This is a genomic window from Enterococcus sp. AZ171 (assembly GCF_051714005.1).
GTDB lineage: Bacteria > Bacillota > Bacilli > Lactobacillales > Enterococcaceae > Enterococcus_B > Enterococcus_B pernyi.
In genome coordinates this window covers 891548-909618 of record NZ_JBIORA010000001.1, presented here as the reverse complement: position 1 = coordinate 909618, position 18071 = coordinate 891548, and the positions used below count along the sequence as shown (strand labels likewise).

Annotated in this window: 17 protein-coding genes; 1 reads left to right on the top strand and 16 read right to left on the bottom strand. The window is 33.0% G+C overall.

The genetic code is table 11. From position 1 onward, the window contains the following. Positions 1-189: 189 nt before the first annotated feature. The 5 genes from IGJ49_RS04320 to mltG form a co-directional block, all read right to left on the bottom strand. On the bottom strand, positions 190-822 hold the full coding sequence (locus IGJ49_RS04320; protein ID WP_438722525.1) for a response regulator: 633 nt from the start codon (positions 820-822) through the stop codon (positions 190-192). Further along, the gene (gene liaS / locus IGJ49_RS04315) at positions 819-1892 is read right to left on the bottom strand and encodes a two-component system sensor histidine kinase LiaS (protein ID WP_019723158.1); all 1074 of its coding nucleotides are present in this window, start codon (positions 1890-1892) and stop codon (positions 819-821) included. Before liaS ends, IGJ49_RS04320 begins: the two co-directional genes overlap by 4 nt. Further along, a complete protein-coding gene (gene liaF / locus IGJ49_RS04310) occupies positions 1889-2620 on the bottom strand; it encodes a cell wall-active antibiotics response protein LiaF (protein ID WP_010735921.1) in 732 nt (243 codons plus the stop codon). The genes liaS and liaF overlap by 4 nt, the downstream gene beginning before the upstream one ends. 180 nt (positions 2621-2800) lie before the next feature. Then, positions 2801-3280 (bottom strand): transcription elongation factor GreA, encoded by a 480-nt coding sequence (gene greA, locus IGJ49_RS04305; RefSeq protein WP_010735922.1) that lies wholly within the window; start codon positions 3278-3280, stop codon positions 2801-2803. Between the two features lie 139 nt (positions 3281-3419). Beyond that, positions 3420-4595: an endolytic transglycosylase MltG gene (gene mltG / locus IGJ49_RS04300; protein WP_224434607.1), complete on the bottom strand. Its 1176-nt coding sequence runs from the start codon at positions 4593-4595 to the stop codon at positions 3420-3422. 216 nt (positions 4596-4811) lie between these two features. Here mltG and IGJ49_RS04295 point away from each other — a divergent pair, with 216 nt between their 5' ends. Further along, positions 4812-5966 carry a serine hydrolase domain-containing protein gene (locus tag IGJ49_RS04295; protein WP_438722521.1) on the top strand — a complete coding sequence of 385 codons (1155 nt, stop codon included), beginning with the start codon at positions 4812-4814 and terminating at the stop codon, positions 5964-5966. 111 nt (positions 5967-6077) lie between these two features. On the opposite strand, the gene IGJ49_RS04290 is transcribed toward IGJ49_RS04295, so the two are convergent. From IGJ49_RS04290 to IGJ49_RS04240, 11 genes are all read right to left on the bottom strand, one after another. Then, the gene (locus IGJ49_RS04290) at positions 6078-7037 is read right to left on the bottom strand and encodes an NAD-dependent epimerase/dehydratase family protein (RefSeq protein WP_010735925.1); all 960 of its coding nucleotides are present in this window, start codon (positions 7035-7037) and stop codon (positions 6078-6080) included. 151 nt (positions 7038-7188) lie between these two features. Beyond that, positions 7189-8613, bottom strand: a complete 1425-nt coding sequence (locus IGJ49_RS04285) for a lipopolysaccharide biosynthesis protein (protein WP_010735926.1) — start codon at positions 8611-8613, stop codon at positions 7189-7191. Positions 8614-8733: 120 nt separating this feature from the next. Then, entirely contained in the window at positions 8734-9795 is a 1062-nt protein-coding gene (locus tag IGJ49_RS04280) for an EpsG family protein (protein WP_010735927.1), read from the bottom strand. A gap of 11 nt (positions 9796-9806) precedes the next feature. After that, entirely contained in the window at positions 9807-10757 is a 951-nt protein-coding gene (locus tag IGJ49_RS04275; RefSeq protein ID WP_010735928.1) for a hypothetical protein, read from the bottom strand. A 17-nt stretch (positions 10758-10774) separates the two neighbouring features. Then, positions 10775-11758, bottom strand: coding sequence for a glycosyltransferase (locus IGJ49_RS04270; protein WP_010735929.1), 984 nt, complete (start codon positions 11756-11758; stop codon positions 10775-10777). An 11-nt stretch (positions 11759-11769) separates the two neighbouring features. Then, complete coding sequence (locus tag IGJ49_RS04265) at positions 11770-12585, bottom strand: LicD family protein (RefSeq protein ID WP_438722517.1); 816 nt, start codon at positions 12583-12585, stop codon at positions 11770-11772. A gap of 12 nt (positions 12586-12597) precedes the next feature. After that, positions 12598-13680 carry a glycosyltransferase family 1 protein gene (locus IGJ49_RS04260; RefSeq protein WP_034691703.1) on the bottom strand — a complete coding sequence of 361 codons (1083 nt, stop codon included), beginning with the start codon at positions 13678-13680 and terminating at the stop codon, positions 12598-12600. 62 nt (positions 13681-13742) lie between these two features. After that, positions 13743-14804 carry an NAD-dependent epimerase/dehydratase family protein gene (locus IGJ49_RS04255; protein ID WP_438722515.1) on the bottom strand — a complete coding sequence of 354 codons (1062 nt, stop codon included), beginning with the start codon at positions 14802-14804 and terminating at the stop codon, positions 13743-13745. Positions 14805-14817: 13 nt separating this feature from the next. Further along, positions 14818-15534 (bottom strand): IspD/TarI family cytidylyltransferase, encoded by a 717-nt coding sequence (locus IGJ49_RS04250; RefSeq protein ID WP_010735933.1) that lies wholly within the window; start codon positions 15532-15534, stop codon positions 14818-14820. A 44-nt stretch (positions 15535-15578) separates the two neighbouring features. Then, positions 15579-16619, bottom strand: a complete 1041-nt coding sequence (locus IGJ49_RS04245; RefSeq protein ID WP_104775517.1) for a glycosyltransferase family 2 protein — start codon at positions 16617-16619, stop codon at positions 15579-15581. A 17-nt stretch (positions 16620-16636) separates the two neighbouring features. Then, positions 16637-18028: a sugar transferase gene (locus IGJ49_RS04240; RefSeq protein ID WP_010735935.1), complete on the bottom strand. Its 1392-nt coding sequence runs from the start codon at positions 18026-18028 to the stop codon at positions 16637-16639. Positions 18029-18071: the final 43 nt, after the last annotated feature.

The window sequence follows — 18071 nt, the reverse complement described above, 5'->3', positions numbered from 1 at the left end:
AATAACAAACAATGTAATTTGTAATTAGCAAACACAAATAAATCCAAAACAAAAGTAATAACATTTTGCTTTGGATCAGGGTACTGTTTTCCCTTATCAATGTGAAAACAGGGATACTTTATAATTTATGTTCCAATTTATACTTAGCAAAAATGTGCTTACTGTTTAGATCATAAGTCATAAGTCTACTTACTTCACTAATCCATGCTTGAATGCGTATATGGCAGCTTGCGTACGATCTTCCACTTCTAATTTTGTTAAAATATTAGAAACATGTGTTTTGACTGTTTTCAAAGTAATAAACAATTCGTCTGCGATTTCTTGATTGCTCTTTCCTTCAGAGATCAACATAAGAATCTCATTTTCACGATTCGTTAAATCATCGTGCAAGATTGGCTCATTACGCCGACTCATCTTTTCCATCATTTTCGAGGTTACTTCAGGTTCAAGCACACGTTCACCTCTTTGAGTCGCGCGGATCGCATCGGCGATTTCATGGGCTGTCGATGTTTTAAGTAAGTAGCCTGTTGCGCCAGCTTCAATAGCCGGATATACTTTCTCATCATCAATAAAACTCGTGACAATAATGATTTTTGCTTCTGGCCAATCTTTGAGGATTGCTTTTGTAGATTCGATCCCGTCCATTTCTTCCATGACTAAATCCATTAGAATCACGTCCGGACGAAGTTCCATGGCTTTTTCGTAGCCTTTTCGTCCATCTTCTGCTTCTCCGATTACTTCGATATCTTCTTGGATCGACAAATAGGAAGAAACCCCTAAACGTACCATTTCATGATCATCGACTAGTAATACTTTTATCATTTTTCCGCCTCCTTTATTAAAGGAACTTTAATTTCTACACTTGTCCCTTGTCCTTTGAAACTAATGATTTTTACTGTCCCACCAATACCTGCTACACGTTCTCTAATATTGTTTAGTCCGTAGCTGCCAGTTTTTGTTTCATTCATATTGAAGCCAGTACCGTCATCGATCACTCGTAATAAAAGATTATTATCGATTTTATGCAGATACACTTCTAATTCATTTGCTTTTGCATGGCGTAACGTATTTGAAAGTAATTCTTGAACGATCCGAAAGAGATGATCTTCAATCGAATCAGACAAAGTGATATCTTCAATATCCCATTTCAATGCAATTTGTATCTTGTTTTTTAATTCTTTTAATAATTGTTCAATCCCTTGTTTCAAACTTTTTTCTTCAAGATTGACTGGTCGCAAATGTAGTAGCAACGCACGCATTTCAGATTGTGAAGCATTGATGATATCTGCTACCATCCTTAGTTGTTTACGAAACATTTCAGGCGTATCACTTTTTTCTGCTTGTTCCGTCAGAGCAGACATCATCATCATCGCTGCAAATAATTGCTGGGAAACTGAATCATGTAGCTCACGCGCTAAACGATGTCTTTCTAATTCTAAGATTTCTTCTTTTGTTTGTCCATCGACATATTGAGGTCGACTCGTCAATATTTGAAGTTCACTTGACACTTCGATCATTTTTTCTTTGATTTTAGTGATTTCCTTTTCAATTTCTTTAACATATATATCGTCAGATGCACTTGGTAAGGAATCATTTAAAACTTTTGCTTCATAGTTACCGGATGAAATTGCCCGTAACTGCTCTTCGATTTTCCCATAACGTGCTTTTTGTAAAAGAGAGACAATCAAAAAAACAATTAAACCGACACCTGACGAAATTGCTAGTAAGTGAAAGATCAATGGCACGTATAAAATTCTGGCACTTAATAAAGTACGCCAAAAATGAGTTTGATTACTTGCGTAAAAATAAGTAAAAAAAGAAAATAAAATGACGATAAATGAGGCGATCGAAGCATAAATAGCTAGCATCGGTCGAGAAAGTTTCTCTATCATGCTCGAATCACCTCGATATCCCCAAGTAATGTGTTCGTAATGATTTTTAAACGACGTGGATTTTCATCGTAATCGTTACTATAGATTTTAATCGACTCGTTCTTCAATGCAAATTGTTCTTCTTCAAATTGTACATTTCCTACTAACGTTGCATGTTCGAGACTGATTGCAATCCCTAAAGGAACTAAGATGCGTGTCCGACCGATTCCTTTTCTGACGATAACGATATTATCGTCTTTAGGTAACAAGGTGTTCCCTAAATCGATGATCGTGTCTCCTGAAAGTAGAGAGATATTAATATCATCCCATTCGTACACATCATTACCAATTCGCTGGTTACCGAATAATTGTTGTTTTTTTCGTTCATTATTGTGGGACTTCACTTGCTCTGTTTGAACCATAATGATTTGTTTTTTTCGCCAAAAAGCATTTTTGGTTAGATCGATCCCAGAAATCTCTACACCTTTAAGACCGATGAACAAGACAGCAAAGACTGCCATTATCCATAGCGCAGGACTATTGATCAAACTGAAAAAAATAACTAGTCCACCTAGTACAAATTGAAAATTCTGAAATCCCGATCTCGGTGATTTTCGCAATGCAAGATAGATATTAAAAATACCAAATAAAACTAATAGTAATAATTCAACATTATTTACGATTTGCCAAACTGCAAAGATCAATAGTAAGGCTTCTACTACTATAAAAAAGCGCCAAGAGCTATTCATCGCTATTCTCCTTTCCTTTTCATTCTCTTTTTTATCATACCTATTTTTGTTTCGAGATGCTATAGGACTTTAGATGTAACTATCGCTTTCTACAGCAAAAGGCCTGGGACTTTGTGTCATGATCCCAGACCTTTTTGTATAGACAAACCAATAATTGATTATCTGTGTCTAAATTTCAACTTATGCTTGCGCAACCTTGACGATTTTTACTTGCATATCGCCACCAGGTGTTGAAATTGTTACTTCATCATTTTTATATTTGCCAATCAAAGCTTGTGCAATCGGTGAATCATTTGAGATTTTTCCTGAGAAAGGATCTGCCTCAGCACTTCCCACGATCGTATACTCTTCTTCTTCACCATCTGGTAACTCAATGAACGTCACTGTTTTACCAATAGATACTTCATCCGAATCAACGCCATCATTGTCAATGATCTGTGCAAAACGGATCATATTCTCGATTGTCGTGATACGTCCTTCTACGAAAGCTTGTTCATCTTTAGCTGCCTCATATTCTGAGTTCTCAGATAAATCACCAAAGCCACGGGCAATTTTGATTCGTTCAATGATTTCTCCCCGTTTAACTGTTTTTAATTCTTCTAATTCTTGCTCTAACTTCGCTTTTCCTTCAAGCGTCATAGGATATACTTTTTCTACCATGTATAACTCTTCTCCTTTTTCTATGGAATACCGCAAAAGGTAATCTTTTACGGACTACAGTCCAAAAAAGATTACCATGCTTTTTCTAAAATGTAAATGTTTTTCTAAAAATAAATAAAGTTACAGCCAGCGCTCAATTTTAATTATTTACGTATTTTTGTACTAATTCTATATGCTCTTCATATGTTTTTGCAAAATAAACCTCACCTGTAGAGATATCTGCGACAAAATAATAATAATCATTCTCTGCTGGTTCAACAACAGCTTGGATAGCTGCTTCACTCGGGCTATTGAACGGTCCTGGACCATATCCCTTATTTGTATAAAGATTATATGGTGAATCGACTGCCGTATCTTCATAAGAGACAAATTCTTTGTGTTCATCTAACGCATATAAAATAGAAATATCTGATTGTAATGGCATCCCTATGTCAATCCGATTATAGAAAACTCTGGCAATATTTTTACGATCTGATTCAGATACCCCTTCTTTTTCGATCAATGAAGCAAGTGTCATGATTTCTTGAACCGTATGATTTTGCTGCTTGATCGTTGAGAAGTATGGTTGTAACACGGTATTCGTTTTATCGACCATCTGAATGATCAGATCTTTGAGTGACATATCTTTATAGTAATCATAAGTCGCTGGGAATAAGTAACCTTCTAAGCGATACTTGGTGTTTTCTGCCTTAGCTGCACTTTCTAATAAATCAGGATATTTTTGGGTCAATTCCGTGAAAAAGGCTTCGTTTTTTAGTAGATCTAAAAATTCCTGTTTATCTTTCCCAGTGATTTTTGCTACTCGTTCTGCAATCTGCTCTGCATCAAATCCCTCTGGTATCGTGATCTTCCCATCTGCCACTTCTGTAGGTTCTGAGGTTCCACCTTCTTGGAGCTCTTTACCGATTTCATCTAACGTCATGTTAGGGGCTAATTGGTAGAAGCCAGCCTGAAAGCCAGTCATATTTTTAAATTTTGTATAATAATTAAATACGATACCGCTCTTGATGATATGGTCTTGTTCTAAAATCTCTCCGATTTGCTTATTTGAAGAACCACTAGGGATTTCGATTGAAACCAATTGTTCATTCTCTGGGTCTAAAGGTTTTAAGCCACTATCAATATAGCGATAGACCGTAAAACCAAATACACATCCAATAATTAGCAACGTAAGCGCAATCACTAAAATAATTTTTCCTACGATTTTATCTTCTTTTTTACGTAGGTCTTTTCGCTTACTGACTACATCTGTCGAATCAGTTGCATTCTTTTGTCGTCGTCTCTTCTCATCTGGATGTTGTTTGTTTTCTGACAAAACAACTCCTCCTTACTATCAACTTCATAACTTTATTCATTATACATGAAATTCAGGCGGAGGTGAATTATTTTTAACAATTCTTATGTCAAAATTGTAAGTAGTAAATCGATTATCTTCGGCTTAAAATAGAAAATAAAATAATTCTTATTTACTAAATAACAATAATCTGCTTATTTAAATCACTAAGCTCTTTGACAGGAAGGATTGATGTACATGAACACAAGGAAACATTTAAGAAGAAAACAAGCTTCCCATTTTTCTTTTTCTCAAAAAATCTGCTTATTCATTTTAGTCGTCACTATTGGGATTATCACTTGGGCTACCTATGAAATGGCCCAGTCAAGAGTATCCGCCTCGATTCAAGTGGCAAACGATTCCCTAGATTTGACCAAAGATGAACAGGTCCTTGCCGATCAAATCGACCAATTATTACAAAAAAATGATTATGTCGGATCTATCTATATTCGTAAAAACAATCGAGTGATCCTTGAAAAGGGCTACGGATACGCTAACGAAGAAGCACAGCAACCAAATACTCCATCTTTGTATTATCAAATTGGCTCGATCCAAAAAGCAATGACTGCACTACTGATTCTAAAACAAGTTGATATAGGGAAACTTTCTCTAGATACAAAACTGGATAAATTTTATCCCCAAATCAACGGTAGCAATAAAATCACGATCAAAGACTTATTATATATGCGATCAGGATTGAAAAAAACAGCTTCTCCGACCGTACCGATGAATGACCAAGAGGTGATCCAGTTTGCCCTAGACCATCTCGAATATACCAATGATCAAAGTTACAAATATGAACCATTGAATTTCACGTTACTAACAGGTATTTTAATGAAATTAACTCATCAGCCATACGAAAAGTTGGTGTATGACCAAATCATCACTCCTTTACAATTAAAACAGACGACCTTCTATGACCAAGTCAAAAACACTTCAGAACACGCAGTCTCTTATCAAATGAGTCCAGACGATGATTATCATCAAGCTTTGACTGAATCTGAAACAGATATACGTAATGAATTAGGAACTGGAAATATCAGTATGTCCGTCTATGACTTGAATGAATTTTTTACAAAAGTATTAAAAGGAAAATTGATTCCACAAGATTTACTTTTTTCTCTTTGGGGAAAGAATTTGAATGGACGTCCATATAACGGCGGGGTCTACAGTGGGAGAGATACCATATTTGCTCAAGGAAACATCAATCGTTTCCATGCGGTATTAGCAATGAAAAAAGATACCTCTGATGCAGTTGTATTAGAAAGTAATATCCAAGCCGATAAAAAATATAAAACAACAGCCACCGATCTTAGAGATCAGATTTATAAATTGATGGGAAATGATGAATAAGCAATTTGCTTACCTGTCATCTGTGATAATTGAATAAGAATGAAGAAAACCTTGTATAAGTAATTTGGCTTGATACAAGGTTTTCTCAGTTGTTCCCTAGATATAGAAATTTTATGATTTTGTCATATTTATTTCTGTTGCTAAATATTTTCTCATGCCATCTAGTATGCTATGTTTAGGTTGGTAACCAAGGGTTGAAAGCTTAGTGATATCAGCTAAAGAGTCATGGATATCTCCTGCTCTCTCCTCTTGATAATCTAACAGTAATTCAACTTCAAGAATCTGATTGATTGTCTGGATCAACTCAAGTAAAGTTGTACTGTTTCCCGTTCCAACATTGAATTGTTGCCCTAATGCTTTTTCTTCTTTTGAAACAAGTAATAAAGCTTGCACAACATCTTCGACATAGACAAAATCTCTTGATTGACTCCCATCGCCGAATAAAGTAAATGACGCTTTTTCACCTGCAAGTTGCTTTTTATAGCGATCCACTAAAATCGAGATCACCCCACTATATGGCGAATTTGGATTTTGATTTGGACCGTATACGTTGAAGAAACGTACCGCAGTTCCTGGCACATCATACAAATGGCAATAATCAAGTACATATTGTTCAGCGGCAAATTTATCAATAGCATAAGGCGTCAACGGTCGAATAACTGACTCTTCTTTTTTAGGTAGTGTTGGTTCATCTCCATAAACAGCTGCAGAAGAGCTAAATACAATACGCTTTAAATTTGGCTGATACTTACGAATCAACTCAAGTAACATCAAGACACTATCAAAATTCACTCGATGAGTTTCCAACGGCCGTTCAACGGAATCAGCAACACTAGCTATAGCAGCTAAATGAAAGATATAGTCAAACTGGTGAGATTGCAAAATCTTTTCCATTTTTTGCTTATCACTGACATCACCTTCAATAAAAGTGATTTTTTTTGTTTGATCTAAATTCTCTCTATTCCCCATTGATAAATCATCAATAACTACAATATCGTTATGATCTCCTAGATGATTTGCCATTGTTGAACCGATAAACCCGGCTCCACCGGTAATTAATATTTTATCCACTTTATTCACTCCAATTATTTATTAAAAAATATAAACCTATTTTACCATGATAAGATATTGAACACTATGCAGTGTAATCGAAAACGTCTCGTAGAAAATAAAATATTTTTTACGAGACGTTTTTATGAATGATTTTATACAGAAATTTAGATTAACGTTCTTTTAGTAAAATACGAAAATCTTTATAGCTAGCAATAATTGATCGATGTATAAAAGCAAGATATACAATATAAATAACGACGTATACAACCATGCTTGCGAAGGATGCATTGAATAGTACGTTACTTAAAATAAATAGCACAGTTAATAATGTTTCAATAACATGCTTCCAACCTATTGTTAATCGCAAATCTTTGTATAAGAAAAATTCAGCCAGATTACAACGTAGGGCCAAACTAATTAAAATGAGTAAAACAGTCAAATCTAAATTTCCAACAATGAAAATCACAAATAAAGACGCAAGTAATGTTACTCCTAACGTAATGATATTTACAAATAAAATCGTTTTTTCTTTTCTCAAAGTTTTTAGATACGTATTGATCAGTAATGACATTCTTCCTTCATAAATGACAATTGGGAATAAAATCCCCATAAACCTAAGACTTTCTGCATATTCCGGTAACCATAAACTTAAAATGATTTTTGCAGGAATATAAAATATTAGTAATCCGTACGTTAATGGGACAAATAATCCTCTAAGAATTCGAAACAATTCAGGCAATCTCTCTTTATTCGTCCTTCTTAATAAAGGAAACATAACAATGCCAATGGCATTGATGAACGTCAAAAACATATTTGAAAGGCTTAGTGTGAATGACAACTTACCAAATGTTTCGATTGTCCATTTTTGTTGCACAAAAAAACGGATTGTTCCAATAATCAGCATACTCGCAATATTACTAATCATTAATTTACTACCAATATTGATATTATCTAATATTTCTGGGAATAAAACTCGTAAATTGATTAATTTGACATTTAACATATCTTTAATCAAAGACATTCCCCATAATGTTACCAACAATTTAGAAAGGATATCTAATAAAATCAACCAGAAAAAATTTCTACCACCTAAAGAAAAGTAAATAGCAATAAATAAAACATATAGATATCGATCATTTCTTGATAGTTGTGCATACTCTTTGATTCGATTCGTCGATTGTAAAATATATAAAACAAATGTTTTTATAATCGTCACGACTGACACTATTGCTGTTAAGATAAGTATGACTGATTGCTCAGAATGAGGAAGAAACAACCAGGCCCATATAGCTACAAAGAAAGATAAGAATAGTTCAAAGATCATTAGATACCAAAACTGTGTACCCAAATCTCGTTTATTCAACTGATCATATTCTTCTCCGCCAATTTTTAAGTAGATGCCATCAATCCAACCAAAATGTAGAAAACCTACATAAGACGAATAAAAAACATAAAGTTGCCAATAGCTATATTCAGTAACACCTAAAAGTTTTGGCACAAATAGATTTAATAGCACTGATATTCCTAAAGTAGCAAAATTTGCAGCTACAGTATAGTATAAGTTTTTCATTACGTTTCTTGCTTTATCATTCATTATTAATACCTACTTTGTCATACTATTTAATAAAACCATCTTATATATAGTGCTTGTGCCTCTATATTTCTTACAAATTAACCTTAGTAGTATTTAAGCTAATCTATTGAATACTATTAATTATTTAAAGAATATCGTATTGTATGGGACATATGAATTATATGCTCCAGAAACAATAAAAATCAAAATAAATATACAGAAGCTGAACAAAATAAAAGTTATTAAAAATAGAAATTTATTTTTAAAAAGTTTCTCCAATACAATGGGTACGATAAAAATTTCTACTGTTGAAAATATTGTACTGATTCTTCCACCAATTGTTGCTAAAGGTCCGAAACACACTAACAGAATCGTCGATAAGCAATATAAAGACAATATTATATTAAAGTTTTCTGTAAAAACTGTATTGTTGTTTTTTACGAAAATAGTTGCGCCAATCAGTATGACTAATTGCATTATGAATACCGGATTAAAAATCCAACTACCTTGTGCATAGTACCCAGATAAGTAACCATAGTAACGATCTGGAATCATAAACCTAAATAAATTTGGGAAAAAGAAAATGATTCCTACAAATGCGCTAGATGAAATCAGAAATATTTCTTTAGGGACGTTGATCTCTTTAACAATCTGTACGAAAAGATACGCAGGAATAATAAAAATAGAAACAATATGAAATAATGAACCTACTAACGAAAGTAGAATAATATTTCTTAAATTTCTTTTTTTGAACGCTGGTAAAGCCAATAAGAATATGATAGCCACAATAGAAGATCTTATTTGCCCCATATCACGTACTAGAAAAAATCTAGAGTAGTAATAGAGTAGTGCAATTGATGGAACCGGAAAATAATTATTAAGTGCATAAGCGAGCAATAACATGCTTATTATAGAAAATAATAAGATAAAAGTTGAAAAATTCATTCCTAGCTCACGTACGATATAATTTAATAAAAGATACCCAGGTTCTGCATCAATACTACCATCGAATATTTTATCCCAATTAATTAACCTATCAAAAAAATTGTTATAGGAAGAAAAATCATATCCCGTAGAAAATCTAAAACCTGCTAAACACGTTAAAAATACGATACCAGCATAAAAAAATATTTTTTTTCTAGTAAAATATTCCAAAACTGACAATACCGCTAGCAGTGCGAATGTTCCTACATAAATGTACAATGCTGTTCTCCTTATATATAGATTATTTTAATGATATTAGTTAAAGCTTTTGCAATCTCTAATTGTTCTCTATACCATTTTTTTGTCGTATTTTTCTTAAAACAAACAATTAAAATTTCATCTGGTTTAAACGACACAGGCTCAATAATATGATTCAAATTTGAATAAATATTTGTATCATCGTGCTTGAAAATTTTATTTTTATCAATGGTATTATTTTCTTCTAAAACCAAAAATTTATTTTCAGATGTGCCATTCAATAGTGAATTGATAATATTTAGTTTTTCTTCTACTGTTGATAAGTCTAAGGAATTGATATCAATCGCTTGAACATCATTTCCCAGTGTGAATTTTTGCGTGATAACTTTGGTTCTGTACTCTTTCCAACTTACTAAAAGAGTTCCTAGACCCAATGTAATAACTATCATTACTAATACTAATAAAATGATTTTTTTTGTACTAATTCCTTCACTCACTTGTGCTGGCAATGTTTTATTATATTGGATATCTTTGTTGATATAATAGAACGTTTTATTATCAAAAAATGGTAACTCGTTATTAGTCATTTCCTTTTGCAATAATTCAGATATTTGTTTTTGTTCTTGCTCTGGGACATCATCTGTAAACTGAACATCAATCGTGTTTTGGATATCATTGTATCCTACACTTAATTTTTCAAGTGTCTCATCTGAAAATTGATTTTTTTCCTGTAAACTAGTTAAAAATACTTGTTTTACAGCCCCTGAAGCAGTCATGATGTTACCTTGACTATTTTCTAAAATAAATGAGAATAATGGACGATTTATTTGATTATTATTTTCAATCTTACTTTGAGAATAATTTGAATAGAAGAATAATCCACCTACAAGAAGTAAACTTACTATAAATGAAACAACATATACTTTTAAATGATCTCTAAAAAAAGAATATATATCTTTAGGCGACAGACTATTATTGGACATGTATTTTCCTCCATTTATTACCGGTATTTTTTATTCACTCTGCTTTTTGTAAAGTATAAGATATCAGCTAGAAAAGAATGCAAAACTGTATAAGAGTTCCAAGATGTCAACACAGCCATTGGTTTATCTTCTTCGATAATCTTTAATCTTGTTTCTAATTCCTTTAATAAAGCTTTCAATGTTTTTATTTTATACTCTTTATTTGGCACATCAACTCGTTGAACAAAATTCAAATTTGATTCTGTTAGAATTTTTAATAACTCCAGTTTTCCTAAACGTATATTTTTCTTAGTTTCTGCAGTTTTTTCTGTTTCTTCATTTTCAATTTGCATGGCACTACTTCCATGTTTTCGCCATAATCCTGTTTTTTCATCTAGTAGATATAACTTGTCTGTTAAAACACCTGTAGACCACATCGCCATATCATGAACTGGATAAAGTGATGTTTCGAGAAACTCATCGAAAGTCGGAATAAAGTCTTTTTGAAAAGCATAAACCCATCCTGGTCGATTTAAAAATACATTTTTTTTAGAAAAATAAATATAATCATTTGGTTGTTTTGTCGGTATCTTTCTCTTTTCACATGGATAAGAGACACCATTTTCTTCAAGTAGCTCATCATAATTAGAAACTAGTACTTTTATATTTTCCGGGTCCGACATAATCTTTTCAGACATATGTTTAATTTTGTGCGGGTACCAAATATCATCTTGGTCACTAAAAAAAATCACATCCCCCTTTGCTTGGTGAATCAAGCGGATGAAATTTTCTCTCCAACCGATGTTTACCTCATTGATCAACAACTGCCATCCAGATAATTGGTTTTCTTCTATAAAATTAGTTACGATCTCAACCGTGCGATCGGTTGAACCATCATCACATAATAATACTTCATCAGGCATACGTTCTTGATTTTTGATTGATTCTAATTGTTCAATGATATTTTTTTCACCATTATAAGTCGGCATAATCACTGAAACTGTAAAAGATTTATCTCTCATATTTATATTACCTACTTTTCTTTCTTATGTCTTTTTATTTTATAGTGATCTCCTTTTTGCTTTTCTAAAGGTGGCAATTGCATGTAATCTCCATATAGACTCTCTAAATAAACTTTGTAATTTTTTGGGATCGATAACTTCGCGTCTTCAAACTCTACATAGATAGCTTCAGAAAAAGTACTAGATGGCAAAAATTCTCTCACTCCATAAATTGTTGATACACTTACTCCTTTTAAACTAGAATCAATCTGTCGCTCATTCGTAATTTTAGCGAGTTGATCCATCTTCCTAGCAAAGTGATTCGCACCCTTACGTCTAGCATACTTAGCAATCATTTTTTTGATAAAAATAAATTTTTCTTCTGGTTTAAACTTTTTCTTACTCTCTGCACCTCTAAAAACATCTAATAACTTCATTCTTTTTACTAAAAATTTTTGGCTAAAAGTTTTTTCTGGTACAGAATCAATCGGAAAAATATCTAAAAATAATCCATGCTGGGCAACTCGATAATCATCATCGATATACGTTCGTTTATCGTTTATTTTTGTAAAAGCATATTCCCATTTATTATCGATTTCTAAAGCTTTTAATTCTAGAAAATCTGGCAATTTATGTGCTAAGCTGATAAGTTTATTGTAATCTTTTCTTGGCATAATGATGTCTGCATCATCATCCCATGGAATAAAACCTTTATGTCTAATGGCCCCTAGTAAGGTTCCTCCAGCTAAAAAATATGTCATATCGTGTTCTTGACAAAACTGATCAAAAAATTTTAATAAATCTAGCAAACCTTCATGGATTTCTTTTGTACTTAAATAATCAGACATTGTTTACTCCCTCTAATAAACCTTATATACCTTTAACATTTGTTGTAATGTATGGCTAACATCATATTCCATTAATTCTTGTGTTATTTCATTATTCAAAGGCTGACTTAAAATTGCTTCACACCAAGTTGCCTTAGCTTCATCAAGACCAATAAAAGTAACGTTTGGAGTCAATTTCGTGTCTGGAGAAATCGTACTCGATAATACGAGTTTTTTTCTACTTGCCTGAGCCTCTAAGCCGACCATTGGAAGACCTTCGTACAAAGATGTCATACAAAATACATCCATAGCTTGAAACAACTCTGGAATGTCGTTTCTTTCACCTAGCAAGTACACATTTTTTGATAGGCTCAATTCAGTTATTTGTTTCTCTAAACTTTTTTGCAACGAACCCGCTCCAACAATCAACAATTTTGCATCTGGTTTCTTTTGTAATAGTTCGCTAACGATATCAATGAGATAGGTTTGATTTTTTTGCTTTTCGAGACGTCCAATATTCCCGATAACAAAATCATTTGGGGAAAGTCCCAGCTCCGCTCTTTTCTCCGCACGTACATCTTCATCCGTCTTATACAATGATAAATCAATACCATTATGAATAATCTCATAAGGATGACCTTGAAATAAGCTATCTCCAGCTTCTTTACTAACAGCTAAAAAATCAGTTGCTTCTTTAATAAGTAAATGATGTAAATATTTCCTTAGTAAATTCATTAAAAAATTAGACGATTTTCCGTCACTAGTGGCATGACTATGTGCTATTCGTTGTGTTATTCCTCGTTTTCTAGCTAATACCAGGTTGATACCTCCGCCAAAATACACTTCATTATGAACGATATCGAAATGCTGTTCTGCTAAAAGTTTTCTAACCTCAAACCAATACTTTATGATGTTTTTTTTAGGATTAGTCACTACAAATATTCTTCCACCCAGTTTTTTTATCTCTTCATGATAATCTGTCACATGTGCAAAATCATCATAAATCAAAAAATCGAACTGTACTTTACGACGGTCGATTCTTCTATATAGATTCATCATGAAGGATTCGGCTCCACCTTTGCCCATTCTCCCCTGAAAATGTAACACTCTTTTCACTTTGTTCACTTGATCACCTATTTTTCTATATTTAATACTCTATAACGGTTAAAAGTATAGAATTATTTTAAGATACTTTCTGATAAGATATCCAAAGTATTCTTAAATCCATCTTTTGCATCAAAAAATGCTTTCCATCCTAAAGCACTCAGCTTTTCGCTATTCAAACTGGAGTTATTCATAGGATTGAATTGTTTTGCTTCACCTGCAGTAGGCAAATCAAACTCCAAATCAACATTCCCAATTTCCGCAATCTTTTTAGCCATCTCTGCAATACTGATAATTGAACATGGATTGGATATATTGTAGGCTTCTCCAGGATTTCCTTTAACAAGTGCATATAGCATGGCAGTAGCACAATCCAGACTATAAGTATAGGATCTTATTTGGCTACCTGTGCTTTTCATAATAATTTTTTTACCTTTCAAAGCATCTAAAACAAATGCTGAGGAAACACGTTTATCTTCTTGTTTTGCTGAAGGACCATAAATATGTCCTGGACGAACAATTACACTCTTGACTGAGTATTCTTTTAAATAACTAACACATAATGTTTCAGCTGCACGTTTCCCCATAGAATAAGAAGATCGTGGATTCAATAGGTCAATATAACCATAATCAGATTCAAGTAAAGGTCTATCTGTACTAAATTCTCCGTAGACTTCACTTGATGATACATATAACAGTCTATCAACTTGTTCTTTCTTTGAAAATTCCAATAATGAATTCAGCCCAAAAATATTGCCTTGCATTGTCTCTACAGGTTTTTCTGAATAAAGTTCAGGACTCGCATGACTCGCGCCATGAATAATATAATCTACTTTATTAGTAAAAGTGAACTCTTTCGTCGCATCATACAATACTGGTACAATGCATTTACTTGCCGAATAAGTAGAAAAACGTGTTTTTAATCTTTCGATATTTCTTCCAAGAGTATATACTGTCATCTGCAAATCAAGTTCTTGATTAGCGATAATCAATAAATCGACCACCGCAGAACAAATCAATCCGCTTGCTCCTGTGATCATGACAGATTTATCTTTAAATTTTTGAAATATATCAGTAGTTTTTTGAACACACATTTTTAGATTTGAAAGATAAGTTTCGTTTTCTAATAGATTCATTTTCTTACCTTCCTTACTTGATCCAGTCATCATTTGTTGAATTCAATAATGCTTTAAAAATTTCTAAATCTTCTAAAGTAGTGATTTTTAAATTTTTCTCTGATCCAGGTGAAAAGTAAGATTTTTTTCCTAAAACTTGCATCAACTGACATGAAGCTGCCATATCATTAATTCCCTTTTCTTCTGCTAATTGGTAGGTTTCGATAATTTCACCCAATTGATACGTGTGCGGTGTTTGTGTACGAACTAAAAGATCTCGATTCAATGAATTTACTGAACTTGTCTCTCCTTTTTCTTCTAATGTGAAAACAACTTCTGTACAAGGAATAACAGCTACAGCATTTCCATTTTCTTTATAAACTGCAATACTCTCACTGATGATTTTTTCACTGACCATAGGTCGATTACCATCATGGATCAATACAACATCATCTTTTGCTCTTTTTTTGTAGATTTCTTTCAATCCATTATAAATTGATTCTTGTCCAGAATTACCACCTTCAACAATATACTTTAGTTTTGTGATATTGAATTGCTTAGCATAAGCAGTCAGCATTTCTTCCCAACCTTTTAAAATAACCACACAAATTTCATCAATCTCTGGATGTTCTTCAAAAGCTTTCAGTGTATAAACTAGGATTGGAATATTATTCACATGGATGAATTGCTTTGGAATATCTTGTCCTGTTCTAGTTCCAGTACCTGAAGCAGTTAATAAAGCAATATTCATAAAATGTTTTTCTCCTTTTCGTGATCTTAACTAACTGTAAGAACTTAATATTTTCTTTTTAATAAAGCGATTAATCGCGGGCTAATTCGCTGGATCTTATTTGCAAAAATAATAGTATGATAAGCGATTGTACTTGGTAGGTTGAAATAAAACTTTGTCAATTTTTTAATGATCGAATCAGTACACGCAATCGAGCGCGCTTCTCTTATTACATCACTATTTAAAATTTCTTTTATTGCATGTCTCTTTTCAATATTAGTTAACTGATACGTTTCAGCAATCGATAAAAGAACTGACGTTGTTCCTTTTAATAAAAGGGAAGCCATTCCTGCTTTATTATTATTATTTGTCACTTCATTTGCTCGTAAATAAAAGTCTTCAAATGTTTGAAACTTATTTTTATTATATTTATTTGTTATTCCTTTGCCACCTTGGAATTCATAGGTATAAACAATACTAGGATTCATTAGGACCTCATCACAGTATTCAAAATAATCTAAATTAAAAATTCGATCTTCACAACTACTATAATTTTTGAATCGAACACTATATTTTTCTAACAAATCTTTACGGTAGCATTTATTCCAAACAACATACATCAGTTGCTGATTCATCAATGTGTACATGTCTTGCAAAAATTCTTCTCGTTTCGTATATCGATGTTCGGTGACCTGATTTATCTTTTCAGAGATTACTTTTTCATCATCAATAGTTCGAAATATGAAGGAACTCACAATCAAATCAGCATTCGGTTGTTTTTTCAAAAGTTGTTCATATTCTTTTAATACTGCTCGATTCGGAGTGTCATCTGCATCAAAAAAGAGGATGTATTCCCCCCTCGCACGATTGAGCCCCTCATTACGTGCAAATCCTGGTCCTTGGTTTTTAGTTGTCACCCATTGAAACTTAGGATTTTTGTCGACTAATTGATGGATCAACTGTTCTGTTTTATCCGTAGAGCCATCATTCACTAATATCACTTCATAATCATTAAATTCTAACGATTGCAATCTATTAATCGAACGCTCGATCGTATCTTCGGCATTATAGACAGGAACGATAATACTGAAAATCGGTTTTTTCATTTTTCAGCTCCTCCAACTCAACTATAAATTTTTTCTTGGGGAAAATCTATTTCTTTTAATGAGCTGGCATTTTCATCCTCTTCTAACCCTTGGGAAGACATTTTATCAAAAAGGATCTTGATCGTTTGCAATAAGATCTTTAGATCCATCATTAACGAATATTTTTTGATATACAACAAATCAAAGCGTAACTTGCTGTTATAGTCAGAAACATATTTCCCATATACTTGAGCATAGCCGGTGATGCCTGCACGGACATTATGTCTCAAATAATAATAAGGATTTTCTGCATTGAATTGATCCACAAAGAAAGGTCTTTCTGGGCGTGGACCGACGATCGACATATCGCCTTTTAACACATTAAAAATCTGTGGCAATTCATCAAAACGTACAGCACGGATAAATTTACCGACTGGTGTTACTCGAGCATCATTACTTTTCGCTAAGACAGGTCCTGATTTTGCTTCCGCTGTCGCTGTCATTGACCGGAATTTATAGATTGAAAATTCTTTTTGATTTTTAGTGATACGGACTTGTTTATAGATCACTGGTCCTGGTGAAGTCACTTTGACTAGTATTGCTGTAAGCAACATGAAAGGTGATGCAAGGATCAGTAAGATAAAAGAAATGATAATGTCGAATAAGCGTTTGAACAATTCATCTTCTGGTTGTATCTTGAAACCAGAAGCTTCAATGATACTTTCATCTTCAAAGTTCATAATGTTTGGATTGATCATTGTTAAATTCTCAAAAGTCGTATTCAAAAATAATTTTTTTTCCTTCTTAGTAACTAATTGATAAATCTTGATTTTTTCATTTTCTTCAATATGTGATGACAAGTAGACGATATCGATTGTATCGATCATCTTCTTGATGTTTTCATAATAGTTATCGATAACGACCGCTTCAACTTTATGTTTATTATTTTTTTTAGATTGGAAATTTTGGATTGCTGGAGCAACATCTTTTTCAAGTCCAACGATCACTACTTTCTTGTCTCTACTGACTTTCAAATATAATTTGTAGACCAAGATGCGGTATAAGCTCAGTAAAACTGTTCCTACTACCAAAGATAAAAGAATAACTGCCCGTGGAAAGGCAAACCATCTACCAGCGAAAGTCACCACCATTACACCTAAAGACATCAATACTTGCCCTATTACAGTCACAAATATAATGTCACTGATCATCCGATTATAGAAGACGTATGCCCCTAATAAAATATTCAAGACGATAAAGATGATAGATATAAACACTGCAGAATGTTGAAAGGTCTCAAAATTCCGTGTGGGAATTTCTCCTTGAAATTTCAATAAAAAACTTATATATATCGCTGCATTGTAAACTAAGACATCCAGCATGATAATGAATATCCGACGAGCAACATTCCATTCTCCATTTTTATTCATGTATACACTCCTAACCACAAAATAATACCTCTATCATCTTACC

Excerpts from the sequence above, each read along its gene's own strand:
- IGJ49_RS04320 (WP_438722525.1), bottom strand. The coding sequence starts at position 822 with ATGATAAAAGTATTACTAGTCGATGATCATGAAATGGTACGTTTAGGG.
- liaS (WP_019723158.1), bottom strand. The coding sequence starts at position 1,892 with ATGATAGAGAAACTTTCTCGACCGATGCTAGCTATTTATGCTTCGATC.
- liaF (WP_010735921.1), bottom strand. The coding sequence starts at position 2,620 with ATGAATAGCTCTTGGCGCTTTTTTATAGTAGTAGAAGCCTTACTATTG.
- greA (WP_010735922.1), bottom strand. The coding sequence starts at position 3,280 with ATGGTAGAAAAAGTATATCCTATGACGCTTGAAGGAAAAGCGAAGTTA.
- IGJ49_RS04295 (WP_438722521.1), top strand. The coding sequence starts at position 4,812 with ATGAACACAAGGAAACATTTAAGAAGAAAACAAGCTTCCCATTTTTCT.
- IGJ49_RS04285 (WP_010735926.1), bottom strand. The coding sequence starts at position 8,613 with ATGAATGATAAAGCAAGAAACGTAATGAAAAACTTATACTATACTGTA.
- IGJ49_RS04275 (WP_010735928.1), bottom strand. The coding sequence starts at position 10,757 with ATGTCCAATAATAGTCTGTCGCCTAAAGATATATATTCTTTTTTTAGA.
- IGJ49_RS04270 (WP_010735929.1), bottom strand. The coding sequence starts at position 11,758 with ATGAGAGATAAATCTTTTACAGTTTCAGTGATTATGCCGACTTATAAT.
- IGJ49_RS04265 (WP_438722517.1), bottom strand. The coding sequence starts at position 12,585 with ATGTCTGATTATTTAAGTACAAAAGAAATCCATGAAGGTTTGCTAGAT.
- IGJ49_RS04255 (WP_438722515.1), bottom strand. The coding sequence starts at position 14,804 with ATGAATCTATTAGAAAACGAAACTTATCTTTCAAATCTAAAAATGTGT.
- IGJ49_RS04250 (WP_010735933.1), bottom strand. The coding sequence starts at position 15,534 with ATGAATATTGCTTTATTAACTGCTTCAGGTACTGGAACTAGAACAGGA.
- IGJ49_RS04245 (WP_104775517.1), bottom strand. The coding sequence starts at position 16,619 with ATGAAAAAACCGATTTTCAGTATTATCGTTCCTGTCTATAATGCCGAA.
- IGJ49_RS04240 (WP_010735935.1), bottom strand. The coding sequence starts at position 18,028 with ATGAATAAAAATGGAGAATGGAATGTTGCTCGTCGGATATTCATTATC.